Source organism: Streptomyces fuscichromogenes, assembly GCF_014645815.1.
Lineage (GTDB): Bacteria > Actinomycetota > Actinomycetes > Streptomycetales > Streptomycetaceae > Streptomyces > Streptomyces fuscichromogenes.
This window is the reverse complement of record NZ_BMML01000001.1, coordinates 419,672-432,643: the sequence shown is the minus strand read 5'-3', so window position 1 is coordinate 432,643 and position 12,972 is coordinate 419,672. Positions and strand designations below refer to the sequence as shown.

The following is a 12,972-nucleotide window of genomic DNA, read 5'->3' as shown; positions in this document are numbered from 1 at the left end:
TCGCCTGCTCTTGTTCATACTGGTCAGTAACCTCAGCGGTCGTGACCAGTCGAAACAGATCAACTCAGTCCTCCGGGAGTGCGCACTCCCTCGCTCCGCGCCGCCGTACGGTCGTCAAGGCCGCGGCGGCGACCGCTGTCCTGGCCGCCCCGCTGGCCGCCGCGATACCGGCCCGGGCCGCCTCGGACGCGCCCGCCTTCCTGCACGGCGTCGCCTCCGGCGACCCGCTGCCCGACGGCGTCCTGCTGTGGACCCGGGTGACGCCGGCCGCCGACGCGACACCGGGCTCCGGGGTCGGCCCGGACACCGAGGTCAGCTGGGTCGTCGCCACCGACAAGGCGCTGACGAACGTGGTCTCGAAGGGCACCACCACCGCGACCGCCGCCTCCGACCACACCGTCAAGGCCGACATCCGCGGCCTGGCCCCCGCCACCGACTACTGGTTCCGCTTCTCGGCCGGCGGCACCGACTCCCCGGTGGCGCGCACCCGCACCGCGCCGGCCACCGACGCCGCCGTCACCGGCCTCCGCTTCGGCGTCGTCACCTGCGCCAACTGGGAGGCCGGCTACTTCGCCTCCTACCGTCACCTGGCGCTCCGCAACGACCTCGACGCGTGGCTGCACCTGGGCGACTACATCTACGAGTACGGCACCGGCGAGTACGGCACCCGCGACACCGTGGTCCGCGAGCACGCGCCCACCCACGAGATCATCACGCTCGCCGACTACCGCACCCGGCACGGCAAGTACAAGACGGACACCGACCTCCAGGCCCTGCACGCCAAGGCGCCGGTCATCGCGATCTGGGACGACCACGAGTTCGCCAACGACTCCTGGTCCGGCGGCGCCGAGAACCACACCGAGGGCGCCGAGGGCACCTGGACGGCCCGTCAGGCGGCCGCCAAGCAGGCCTACTTCGAGTGGATGCCGGTCCGCCCGGCCATCGCCGGCACCACCTACCGCCGGCTGCGCTTCGGCAAGCTCGCCGACCTCTCCCTGCTCGACCTGCGCTCCTTCCGCTCCCAGCAGGTGTCCACGGGCAGCGGCTCGGTCGACGACCCGGACCGCACCATCACCGGCCGCGCCCAGCTCGACTGGCTCAAGGCCGGACTGAAGGCCTCCGACACCACCTGGCGGCTGGTCGGCAACTCGGTGATGATCTCGCCGTTCGCCATCGGCTCGCTCTCCGCCGACCTCCTCAAGCCGCTGGCCAAGCTGCTCGGCCTGCCCCAGGACGGCCTCGCCCTCAACACCGACCAGTGGGACGGCTACACCGACGACCGCCGCGAGCTGCTGGCCCACCTGCGCTCCAACGCGATCGGCAACACGGTGTTCCTCACCGGCGACATCCACATGTCCTGGGCCAACGACGTGCCCGTGGACGCCGGGACCTACCCGCTGTCCGCCTCCGCCGCCACCGAGTTCGTGATCACCTCGGTGACCTCCGACAACCTGGACGACCTCCTGAAGGTCTCCCCGGGTGTCGTCTCCACCCTCGCCGCACCGCTCATCCAGCTCGCCAACCGGCACGTCCACTGGGTCGACACCGACCGGCACGGCTACGGCATCCTGGACATCACGGCCGCGCGGGCGCAGATGGACTACTACGTCCTCTCCGACAAGACGAAGGCCGACGCCACCTCGTCCTGGGAGCGGTCGTACCGCACCCGCAGCGGCACCCAGAAGGTCGAACGCACCTACGACCCGGTGTGACCGCCGCGGCCGACGCCTACAGCGTGTCGAGGAAGCCGAGCGCCACCCGCCAGGTGGCCTCGGCGGCCTCCTCGTCGTAGTCCGGCAGGCCGGGGTCGGTGTAGAGGTGGCCGGCCCCCGGGTACCGGTAGATCTCCACATCGGCGCCGGCCCGGCCCATCTGCAGGTACCAGGCGCTCAGCCAGTCGTCCGTCTCGAAGGCGTCCGGCTCGGCCACGTGCAGCTGCACCGGCAGGTCGGCCACCGAGGCGCTGGGCGCGATGTCCGACGTGCCGTGCAGGAGCAGCAGCCCCCGCGCCCGCTCGTCGCCCAGTGCCAGCGTCTGCGCGACCGAGGCGCCCAGCGAGAACCCCGCGTACACCAGGCCGCGCTCGGAGTACGGCGCCGCAGCCAGCACGGCTCGCTTCAGCAGCTCGTCCTTGCCGATCGACTCGTTGAACTCCATGCCCTCCTCGACCGTGTCGAACGTGCGCCCCTCGAACAGGTCCGGCGTCCACACCTCGTGACCGGCGGCACGCAGCCGGTCCGCGGCCTCGCGCACCGCGGGCCTGGGGCCGTAGGTCGAGTGAAAGAGCATGATGTTCATGCGCCCATGGTGCCAGCCGACACCGACAACGCCCGCCGGGCCCTGTGTGCCGCCCGCGCTGCGGACCCGACCGTGACGTCCTTCTCACCGGGCGGCATGTTCAGGACCCCGCAGATCCGGTTACGTTCGCATCCATGGAGATGGAGAACGTACTCCGCCCGCTGATCGTGGTCGGCGGCGCCGTCGTCCTCACCCTGCTGATCGGCTGGGTGACCGACCTGCTGCTGCGCAAGGCCGACTCACGGCACAGCGAGACGCCCCTGTGGGGCCTGCTGCGCCGCGGCCGCGTCCCCTACCAGCTGGTGCTGTGCACGGCCCTGCTCAGAGGCTCCTACGACCAGGCCGAACTGATCCGGGAGCACCGGATCGCGGTCGGCCAGGTCCTGACCCTGGTGCTGATCGGGTCGGCCGCCTGGCTGGTGGTGCGGATCGCGGCGGCCGTCGTGGACTCGACCTACGACCGCTACGCCCGCGTCCACCACGACGCGGCCCGGGTCCGCCGGGTGCGCACCCAGGTGTCGCTGATCATGCGGGTGGTGACGGCGATCGTCGGCGTGGTGGCCGTGGCGGCGATGCTGCTGACCTTCCCGGCGATGCGCGCGGCCGGCGCCTCGCTGCTGGCCTCCGCGGGCGTCCTCGGCATCGTCGCCGGTGTGGCCGCCCAGTCCACGCTGGCGAACATGTTCGCCGGTCTGCAGATCGCCTTCGGCGACATGGTGCGCCTCGGGGACACGGTCGTGGTCGACGGCGAGTGGGGCACGGTCGAGGAGATCACCCTGACCTTTCTGACGGTACGGACCTGGGACGAGCGCCGGATCACCATGCCGGTGTCGTACTTCACCTCCAAACCCTTCGAGAACTGGTCGCGGGGCACCCCGCAGATGACCGGGATCGTCTACTGGCACCTCGACCACTCGGCACCGCTGGAGCCGATGCGCGAGAAGCTCCGGGACATCCTGCGGGAGTGCCCGGCCTGGGACGGCCGGGACTACGGCCTGGTGGTCACCGACAGCACCCCGAACACCATCCAGGTACGCGCGCTGGTGACCGCCAAGGACGCGGACGACGTCTGGAAGGTCCGGGTGACCGTCCGGGAGCAGATGATCACCTGGCTGGGCGCGGAGCACCCGTATGCCCTGCCGCGGGTCAACACGGCCGACGCGGTCCTGCCGCCGGGCGGGATCATTCCCTCCCAGGACGGGTCGGCGGGCCGCCGTCTGCACGACCCGCCCCGCACCGGCCGTGACTGAGTCCCACCTCAATGGCCGCGTTCGGCGCCGCCGTTGACCTGGATGATCTGCGAGGTGATGTGCCCGGCGGCCGGGGAGGCCAGCCAGTGCAGGGTGGCCGCGACGTCACCGGGTGTGCCGGCCCGCCCGGTCGACGTCTCGGCGACGAGCCGCTCCCGCCGCGCCTGCGCCACCGGCCCGCCGAAGAAGTCGGTGTCCTCGACGTACCCGGGCGCGACCACGTTCACGGTGACCCCGCGCGGGCCGAGCTCCCTGGCCAGGTCGTGGGCGTACGGGTGCAGGGCGGCCTTGGAGGCGGCGTAGGAGCCGCTTCCCGAGCCCCGGAACGCGGCGACGGAGCTGATGAACAGCACCCGCCCGCCGGGATCGGCGAGCCGTTCCTTCAGCGCCTCCGTGAGCAGGACGGAGGTCAGCGTGTTCTGCCGGAAGTCGCCGGTCCAGACGCGCGCGGCGGCGTCGAGCGGATCGCCGGCGTCGGCGTCGGCCGTGCGTGCCGCGTTCCCTCCGGCGCTGTGGACGAGCACGTCGACGGCCCCGAACTCCTCGGCGACGAACCGTGCGACTCCGCGCACCTGCGCCGGCTCGGCCAGATCGGCCGCGTACACCTCCGCCCCCGGCACCCCGGCCTTCTCCAGCACCTCTCTGCGCCGCCCGAGCAGCAGCACACGGTCCCCGTCCGCGGCGAACACCCGCGCCGCAGCGAGCCCGATCCCGGTTCCTCCACCACTGATCACAATGTTCCGAGCCATGATCCGAGACTACGAGCGGAAAGCCGACGGCGCCTGCGACTGTCCACAGCCGCCATGCGCTTGTATTACCGTCGCTGTACAGCGCCCCCGAAGGGGCGCGGGGAACTGCGCGACCAGCCACGACGGTGCCGCAGACGACAGACGACCCATCGCGGCTCTCCCAGCGGAGCGCTACCGCAGGCTGCGGACGTCCAGATGCCGCAGCACCCGGTCCACGATCTCCGGATCCGCCCCCGGCTCGCTCCGCGCCGCCAGCACCTCGTGCCGTGCCGCGCTGAGCATCTCCTGCTGGATCCGCCGCAACCGCCTCAGCCGCCGCATCCGCTTCTCATGGCCCTCCCGCCGCTCGTCCTCCACCACGTCGGGACTGATCCGGAACCCGATCTCGAAGGCCCGCCGCAGCATCTGCTCCGTCACGTCCTCCGGCAACTCCTCGACCTGCTCGATCTCCTTCAGGCGCCGCCGCGCCGCCTTCGCCGCCCGTACCGCCAGCTCCCGCTCGATCTCCTTCTCCCGGTCGGTGTCGGCCCGCACCCCCAGCCGCTTCACCAGCCACGGCAGGGTCAGCCCCTGGAGCACCAGCGTCGCCATGATCACGCCGAAGGCGATGAAGACGATCTCGTCCCGGTCCGGGAACGCCGCCCCGCCGTCGGTCCTCAACGGGATGGCCAGGGCCAGCGCCACCGACGCCACCCCCCGCATCCCGGACCACCACATCACGACGGTCTCCCGCCAGCTGGTCGGGATCTCCTCGTCGTAGTCCCGCTTCGCGTGCAGCCGCTTGGTCAGCCAGGTCGCCGGCAGCAGCCACACCAGCCGCACCACGACGACCACGCCGACGATCGCGGCCGCCCAGCCGAGCAGCTCGCCCCAGCGGCCGGACGCCGTACGGATCGCGTTGTGCAGCTCCAGGCCGATCAGCCCGAACGCGACTCCGGTGACGAGCGTGTCGACGATGTCCCAGAAGGTGTATCCGGCGAGCCGGGTCATCACGTCGTCGGCATCGGTGGCGTACTCGGCGATGAACAGCGCGGTGGTGAGCACCGCGAGCACACCGGAGCCGTGCAGTTCCTCGGCGACGACGTACGAGACGTACGGGACCAGCAGGGTCAGGCCGATCTGGAGGGTGGCGTCGCCGAGGATGTCCATCAGCTTGTTGGCGCCCCAGCCGAGCACCAGGCCCACCACGACCGCGACCACGGCGGACAGCAGGAAGTCCAGCCCGGCCCGCCAGGGCGAGAAGGTGCCGCTGACCACGGCGGCGATCGCCACGTGGTAGAGGACGATGGCCGTCACGTCGTTGAAGAGGCCCTCGCCCTCCAGGATCGACACCAGCCGGCGGGGCAGCCCCAGCTGTCCGGCGACCGCCGTCGCGGCGACCGGGTCGGGCGGGGCGACCAGTGCGCCGAGCGCGACCGCGGCGGCGATCGGCAGGCCGGGCACGATCGCGTTGGCGACGACGGCGACGCACACCGTGGTGACGAACACCAGGGCCACCGCCAACAGGAAGATCGGGCGGATGTTGGCCGCGAACTGCCGCCACGAGGTCCGCCGTACGGCGGCGTAGAGCAGCGGCGGCAGCAGGCCCGGCAGGATCAGCTCGGGCGGGATGTCGACGTTCGGCACGAAGTCGGCCACCGCGAGAACGATCCCGAACAGCGTCATCAGCACGGGCGCCGGCAGTCCGAGCCGGTCCCCCACCGGAACGCTCACCAGGGCCCCGAGCAGCAGCACGAACAACAGGGCCATCTGATCCACGGTCAGCGCTCCGGGAGTCGACGATCACACAGCAGGCCTCAAGCCTGCCATGCGGCCCCGGTCAGAGCGCGCGTCGCATCCCCCGGTGCGCGATGCCCGCCTCCTCGTACTCCGGGCCGTACGGCTCGTAGCCCAGCCGCTCGTAGAAGCCCAGTGCCCGGGTCTGCGCGTGCAGGTCCACGGTGGTCAGGCCACGCGCGCGTGCGGCCTCCTCGATGGCCCGGACGAGGGCGACGCCGACACCGAGGCCGCGGGCCTCCCGGGTGACCGCGAGCCGGCCCAGGGAGCCCAGGGACAGGTCACCGCCGGTCTTGGCCGCGGCCGCCTCGCCGTACAGCAGCCGGCCGGTGCCGAGCGGCACCCCGTCCTCGCGGACCGCCAGGACATGCAGGGCGACCGGGTCGTACTCGTCGTACTCCAGGTCCTCCGGGACGCCCTGCTCGGCCACGAAGACCTGCTTGCGCACCGCGAAGCACGCCTCCAGGTCGGCGGGGTCCTCGGCGACCCGCACCGCGTACGCGCGCGTGCTCACCCGTACGTCTCCTCGCGGACCTGGTCGAGCGCCTCCTGGAGGTCGGCCGGGTAGCCGCTCTCGAACTCGGCCCACTCGCCGTCCCCGGGGTGCTCGAAGCCGAGCCGGACGGCGTGCAGCCACTGCCGGGTCAGGCGCAGCCGCTTGGCGAGCGTCGGGTCGGCGCCGTAGGTCAGGTCACCGACGCAGGGGTGGCGGTGGGCGGCCATGTGGACGCGGATCTGGTGGGTGCGGCCGGTCTCCAGCTTCACGTCGAGCAGGGAGGCCGCGCGGAACGCCTCGACGAGGTCGTAGTGGGTCACCGAGGGCTTGCCGTCGGCCGTGACCGCCCACTTGTAGTCGTGCTGGGGGTGGCGGCCGATGGGGGCGTCGATGGTGCCGCTGGTCGGGTCGGGGTGGCCCTGCACGAGCGTGTGGTAGCGCTTGTCGACCGTGCGCTCCTTGAACTGGCGCTTGAGCGACGTGTACGCACGCTCCGACTTGGCGACCACCATCAGGCCCGAGGTGCCGACGTCCAGGCGGTGCACGATGCCCTGGCGCTCGGCGGCGCCGGAGGTGGAGATGCGGTAGCCGGCGGCCGCGAGACCGCCGATGACGGTCGGGCCGGTCCAGCCCGGGGAGGGGTGCGCGGCCACGCCGACCGGCTTGACGATCACGACCACGTCATCGTCGTCGTGCACGATCTCCATGCCCTCGACGGGCTCCGCGACGATCTGCACGGGCGCGGGCGCCCCGGGCATCTCGACCTCCAGCCAGGCTCCGCCGCGCACCCGCTCGGACTTGCCGACCACCGAGCCGTCGACCTGGACCTTGCCCGCCGCGGCCAGCTCGGCCGCCTTGGTGCGGGAGAAGCCGAACATGCGGGAGATGGCGGCGTCGACGCGCTCGCCCTCCAGGCCGTCGGGCACGGGCAGGGTTCGGATCTCGGGAATCGTGCTCACCCGTCGAGTATGCCGGACCGCGCCGACAGCCCCGTACGCAAGCCCCCGCGGGCGCCCCGCCGGGCCGGTGGGCCCGGCGGTCCGGATCAGTCCTTGTGGACGGTCCCGTCCGGGTCCAGGCCGCGGAAGGAGAGCAGCACGATCAGGATGCCGCCGCAGACGATCGCGGAGTCGGCCAGGTTGAACACCGCGAACCCCTTGGGCGCGATGAAGTCGACGACCTGACCCTCGAAGATCCCCGGCGAGCGGAAGATCCGGTCGGTGAGGTTGCCGAGCGCGCCGCCGAGCAGCAGGCCGAGCGCGACCGCCCAGGGGAAGCTGTACAGCTTGCGCGCCAGCCGGAAGATCACCACGATCACGGCCGCCGCGATCACCGTGAAGATGATCGTGAAGGCACCGCCGAAGCCGAAGGCCGCGCCCGGGTTGCGGATCGCGTGGAACTCCAGCCAGTCGCCGACGACCTCGATCGGCGCGTGGTGCTCCAGCTTCGCGACCACGATCATCTTGCTGACCAGGTCGAGGGTGAAGGCGAAGGCGGCCACCGCGAACAGCACGGCGATCCGGCGCCCGCGACCGGGCCGCCGGCCCGCGGTGGACTGCTGATCCGCACCGGACGCGTCGGGTACCGCCGTCCGCTCGTCGCCGTCGTCCGGGGTGCCCGGCGTACCGATGATGCGTTCCGCCTCTGCCACGTGAGTCCCTCAACCTAGGTGCCTGCCTCGGGACGAGACTACGGCACACCCCAGGCGACCCCGGTGCTCAGTAGCGGCGTTCCTGCTTCTGCTTGCACTCCACGCACAGGGTGGCCCTCGGGAAGGCCTGCATCCGGGCCTTGCCGATGGCGTTCCCGCAGTTCTCGCAGAGGCCGTAGGTGCCCGCGTCCAGCTTCGCGAGGGCACGCTCGGTCTGTTCCAGCATCTCGCGCGCGTTGGCGGCCAGTGCCAGCTCGTGCTCGCGCGTGATGTTCTTGGTGCCGGTGTCGGCCTGGTCGTCGCCGGCGCCGTCGCCGGAGTCCCGCATCAGGCCGGCCAGGGCGCTGTCGGAGGCGTCCAGCTCGGTGCGCAGCCGCAGTGCCTCGGTCATCAGCTCGGTGCGCGCCTCCTCGACCTCCTCCGGGGTCCACGGGTCCTCGCCGGGACGCACCGCGAGCTCGCCCGGCACCACCGTGGCGACCCGCGCCTTGGGGACGGCGCTCTCCGCCGCCCTGGCCGTGCCAGGAGTCTTCTTCGCAACCACCGTCGTGGCTCCCGTCTGCTTCGCGGCCCGCGCCGCGCCCGCTTTCTTGGCCGTGCTCTTCTTGGCCGTGCCCTGCTCCGCCGCGGTCTTCGTCGCCGCGGCCCTGGACGCGCTCTTCTCCGGCTGTTCCGCGGTGTCCTTCACCACCGCCGCCGCCTTCCCGGCCGCCTTCACCCCGTCGGCCTTCTTCGCGACGGCCTTCTTCCCGGCCGTCCTGCCCACCGGTGTCTTCGTCACGGCGGAGTCCTCGGCGGAACCCTTCTCAGCCGGCGCTCTCCTGGAAGGAGCCGCCGCTGTCGCACGCGCGCCCTGTCTTCCGCCGCCCCCAGCGGTCTTCTTCGCCACCATGGCCGCGGCCCCTTCACATATTGTGATCTTGCACGCGAATCGTGCTGGGACGATAAATCGACTCGAGTCCCACGGCAACGGGGCACGCCGCCCGATCCGCCTGCCCCGCACCCCCCACGCAGCAGGTATGCATGCGTTGTGCCCAGCTCCCCGCGAGGTAATCCGCCGAGCCGGACATCCCAGGATGCGAACACGCGTACCGCGCCATTCGGGTCATCTCGGCCGGACCGCCACCGGGCGCCGACCGGGCCGGGCCGGACACCCGTAAAACCGGTCGGCCGCTGTCCGTGCGGCGCCGTACACTGGGCGGAGCGAGAAGCGTGGATGGGGACGAGTAGCGGCGTACGCAGCCCAGAGCGACCCGGGGACGGTGGAAGCCCGGGGGCCGGCGCGACGTGAAGATCACCCCGGAGCCGCCGGAGGAACGCCCCGCAGGGGTCAGTAGAACCGGCTTCGCGACCCCAATGAGGGGGCTCACCGGCGCGTAGGGCGCACGGCGGGCCAAGGAGGGTGGTACCGCGGGAGCGCGCCGCACACGGCGTACGGAAGGCAAAGCTCTCGTCCCTCCGACGGAAGGCAGCAAGTCCGTTGGAGGAAGCTCGCAGATGACAGCGCCGACGTACCGCCAGGTGCCCGCACAGGTCGACCTGCCCGCCCTTGAGCACGCCGTGCTCGACTTCTGGCGCGAGCAGAAGATCTTCGCCAAGACCCTGGAGCAGTCCGAGGGCCGCCCCGAGTGGGTGTTCTACGAGGGCCCGCCCACCGCCAACGGCATGCCCGGCGCCCACCACATCGAGGCGCGCGTCTTCAAGGACGTCTTCCCCCGCTTCCGCACCATGCGCGGCTACCACGTGGCCCGCAAGGCCGGCTGGGACTGCCACGGCCTGCCCGTGGAGCTCGCGGTCGAGAAGGAGCTGGGCTTCAGCGGCAAGCCGGACATCGAGAAGTACGGCATCGCCGAGTTCAACGCCAAGTGCCGGGAGTCGGTGACCCGCCACACCGACGCCTTCGAGGCGCTCACGACCCGCATGGGGTACTGGACCGACCTGGACGACGCCTACCGCACGATGGACCCCGAGTACATCGAGTCGGTCTGGTGGTCGCTGAAGACGATCTTCGACAAGGATCTGCTGGTCCAGGACCACCGTGTCGCGCCCTGGTGTCCGCGCTGCGGCACCGGCCTGTCCGACCACGAGCTGGCGCAGGGCTACGAGACGGTCGTCGACCCCTCCGTGTACGTCCGTTTCCCGCTCACCTCCGGTCCGCTCGCCGGCCAGGCCGCGCTCCTGGTGTGGACGACGACCCCCTGGACCCTGGTGTCCAACACGGCGGTCGCCGCGCACCCCGAGGTCACCTACGTCGTCGCCACCGACGGCCAGGAGCAGCTCGTCGTCGCCGAGCCGCTGCTCGCCAAGGCGCTCGGCGAGGGCTGGGAGACCACGGGCCGGACCTTCACCGGCGCCGAAATGGAGCGCTGGACCTATCAACGTCCGTTCGAGCTCGTGGAGTTCCCGGAACCGGCGCATTACGTCGTCAACGCCGAGTACGTCACGACCGAGGACGGCACCGGTCTGGTCCACCAGTCCCCCGCCTTCGGCGAGGACGACCTCAAGGTGTGCCGCGCCTACGGCCTGCCGGTGGTGAACCCGGTCCGCCCGGACGGCACCTTCGAGGAGGACGTCCCGCTGGTCGGCGGCGTCTTCTTCAAGAAGGCCGACGAACGGCTCACCGAGGACCTGGCGCAGCGCGGCCTCCTGTTCAAGCACCTTCCGTACGAACACAGCTACCCGCACTGCTGGCGCTGCCACACCGCGCTGCTCTACTACGCGCAGCCGTCCTGGTACATCCGCACGACGGCCGTCAAGGACCGCCTGCTCGCGGAGAACGAGAACACCAACTGGTTCCCCGACACGGTCAAGCACGGCCGGTACGGCGACTGGCTGAACAACAACATCGACTGGGCGCTGTCCCGCAACCGCTACTGGGGCACCCCGCTGCCGATCTGGCGGTGCGAGGACGACCACCTCACCTGCGTCGGCTCCCGCGCGGAGCTGACGGAGCTGACCGGCACCGACCAGTCGGAGCTCGACCCGCACCGCCCGTTCATCGACGCCGTCACCTTCGCGTGCCCCCAGTGCGCGAAGACGGCCACGCGCGTGCCGGAGGTCATCGACGCCTGGTACGACTCGGGTTCGATGCCGTTCGCGCAGTGGGGCTACCCGCACAAGAACAAGGATCTGTTCGAGAGCCGCTACCCGGCCCAGTTCATCAGTGAGGCGATCGACCAGACACGCGGGTGGTTCTACACCCTCATGGCCGTCGGCACGCTGGTCTTCGACAGCTCCTCGTACGAGAACGTGGTCTGCCTCGGCCACATCCTCGCCGAGGACGGCCGCAAGATGTCCAAGCACCTGGGCAACACCCTGGAGCCGATCCCGCTGATGGACCGGCACGGGGCGGACGCGGTGCGCTGGTTCATGGCGGCCGGCGGTTCACCGTGGGCGGCCCGCCGGGTGGGCCACGGCACCATCCAGGAGGTCGTCCGCAAGACGCTGCTGACGTACTGGAACACGGTCGCCTTCCAGGCGCTGTACGCCCGTACGTCGAACTGGGCGCCGTCCGCGGCCGACCCGGCCCCGGCCGACCGGCCGGTCCTGGACCGCTGGCTGCTCTCCGAACTGCACGCGCTCACCGACCAGGTGACGCAGGCTCTGGAGGCGTACGACACCCAGCGCGCCGGCAAGCTGCTGTCGGCGTTCGTCGACGACCTGTCCAACTGGTACGTCCGCCGCTCGCGCCGTCGCTTCTGGCAGGGCGACAAGGCCGCGCTGCGCACGCTGCACGAGGTCGTGGAGACCGTCACCAGGCTGATGGCCCCGCTGACCCCGTTCATCACCGAGCGGGTGTGGCAGGACCTGGTCGTGCCGGTCACCCCGGGCGCCCCCGAGTCCGTCCACCTGACGACCTGGCCGGAGGCGGACCTCACCGCCATCGACCCGGAGCTGTCGAAGCAGATGGTCCTGGTACGACGGCTCGTGGAGCTGGGCCGGGCCACGCGCGCGGAGTCGGGCGTCAAGACCCGGCAGCCGCTGTCCCGGGCGCTGGTCGCGGCGGTCGGCTTCGACGCGCTCGACAAGGAGTTGCACGCGCAGATCACCGACGAGCTGAACGTCTCGTCGCTGGCCTCGCTGTCCGACGTGGGCGGCTCGCTGGTGGACACCACGGCCAAGGCCAACTTCCGGGCGCTGGGCAAGCGGTTCGGCAAGCGGGTGCAGGAGGTCGCCAGGGCGGTCGCCGCGGCGGACGCGGCCGCGCTGTCGCTGGCGCTGCGCGAGGGCACGGCGTCGGTGGAGGTCGAGGGCGAGAGGGTGACGCTGGCTCCGGACGAGGTGATCATCACGGAGACGCCGCGTGAGGGCTGGTCGGTGGCGTCGGACTCCGGTGCGACCGTCGCGCTCGACCTGGAGATCACCGAGGAGCTGCGGCAGGCCGGTCTGGCCCGGGACGCGATCCGGCTGATCCAGGAGGCGCGCAAGAACAGCGGGCTGGACGTGGCCGACCGGATCGCGCTCAGGTGGGTGTCGACCGACCCGGCGGTGATCGCGGCGCTGGCGGAGCACGCCGCGCTGATCGCCGACGAGGTGCTGGCGACCGACTTCTCCCAGGGCGAGGGGGATGGCGGTTACGGCGATCCCTTCACCGACGAAGGGCTCTCGCTGACGTTCCGCCTGCGCAAGGCGTAGCCGCCGGCCTGTTCGAGAAGGGCCCGGTCTCCAGGGTGGAGACCGGGCCCTTCTCATAGGCGCAGGTCGGAGCAGCCGCCGTGCGCGGTTCCCCGCGCCCCCGAACAAGCGGGCGGA

The 12,972-nt window shown here is 71.5% G+C and carries 10 protein-coding genes; 3 read left to right on the top strand and 7 right to left on the bottom strand.

All coding sequences use genetic code 11. The annotated features are described in order from the left end of the window. Positions 1-41 precede the first annotated feature (41 nt). Entirely contained in the window at positions 42-1,712 is a 1,671-nt protein-coding gene (locus IEZ11_RS01925) for an alkaline phosphatase D family protein (protein WP_189260745.1), read from the top strand. A 16-nt stretch (positions 1,713-1,728) separates the two neighbouring features. Here the strand turns inward: IEZ11_RS01925 and IEZ11_RS01920 are convergent, their stop codons facing one another. Continuing rightward, positions 1,729-2,298: a dienelactone hydrolase family protein gene (locus IEZ11_RS01920; RefSeq protein ID WP_189260744.1), complete on the bottom strand. Its 570-nt coding sequence runs from the start codon at positions 2,296-2,298 to the stop codon at positions 1,729-1,731. A 140-nt stretch (positions 2,299-2,438) separates the two neighbouring features. On the opposite strand from IEZ11_RS01920, the gene IEZ11_RS01915 reads away from it, so the two are divergent. Beyond that, positions 2,439-3,548, top strand: a complete 1,110-nt coding sequence (locus tag IEZ11_RS01915) for a mechanosensitive ion channel family protein (protein ID WP_189261100.1) — start codon at positions 2,439-2,441, stop codon at positions 3,546-3,548. An 8-nt stretch (positions 3,549-3,556) separates the two neighbouring features. Here IEZ11_RS01915 and IEZ11_RS01910 read toward each other — a convergent pair whose 3' ends face one another. The 6 genes from IEZ11_RS01910 to IEZ11_RS01885 all read right to left on the bottom strand — a co-directional run bounded on the left by IEZ11_RS01910 (position 3,557) and on the right by IEZ11_RS01885 (position 9,112). Then, positions 3,557-4,297 carry an SDR family NAD(P)-dependent oxidoreductase gene (locus IEZ11_RS01910; protein WP_189260743.1) on the bottom strand — a complete coding sequence of 247 codons (741 nt, stop codon included), beginning with the start codon at positions 4,295-4,297 and terminating at the stop codon, positions 3,557-3,559. A gap of 171 nt (positions 4,298-4,468) precedes the next feature. Further along, positions 4,469-6,055 carry a Na+/H+ antiporter gene (locus tag IEZ11_RS01905; protein WP_189260742.1) on the bottom strand — a complete coding sequence of 529 codons (1,587 nt, stop codon included), beginning with the start codon at positions 6,053-6,055 and terminating at the stop codon, positions 4,469-4,471. 61 nt (positions 6,056-6,116) lie between these two features. Next, positions 6,117-6,587: a GNAT family N-acetyltransferase gene (locus IEZ11_RS01900; RefSeq protein ID WP_189260741.1), complete on the bottom strand. Its 471-nt coding sequence runs from the start codon at positions 6,585-6,587 to the stop codon at positions 6,117-6,119. Next, on the bottom strand, positions 6,584-7,528 hold the full coding sequence (locus IEZ11_RS01895) for an RluA family pseudouridine synthase (protein ID WP_189260740.1): 945 nt from the start codon (positions 7,526-7,528) through the stop codon (positions 6,584-6,586). The genes IEZ11_RS01900 and IEZ11_RS01895 overlap by 4 nt, the downstream gene beginning before the upstream one ends. An 86-nt stretch (positions 7,529-7,614) precedes the next feature. After that, on the bottom strand, positions 7,615-8,220 hold the full coding sequence (lspA, locus tag IEZ11_RS01890; protein ID WP_189260739.1) for a signal peptidase II: 606 nt from the start codon (positions 8,218-8,220) through the stop codon (positions 7,615-7,617). A 67-nt stretch (positions 8,221-8,287) separates the two neighbouring features. After that, positions 8,288-9,112, bottom strand: coding sequence for a TraR/DksA family transcriptional regulator (locus tag IEZ11_RS01885; protein WP_189260738.1), 825 nt, complete (start codon positions 9,110-9,112; stop codon positions 8,288-8,290). Between the two features lie 605 nt (positions 9,113-9,717). Between IEZ11_RS01885 and ileS the strand changes: the two genes are divergently transcribed. Further along, the gene (ileS, locus tag IEZ11_RS01880; protein WP_189260737.1) at positions 9,718-12,855 is read left to right on the top strand and encodes an isoleucine--tRNA ligase; all 3,138 of its coding nucleotides are present in this window, start codon (positions 9,718-9,720) and stop codon (positions 12,853-12,855) included. Positions 12,856-12,972: the final 117 nt, after the last annotated feature.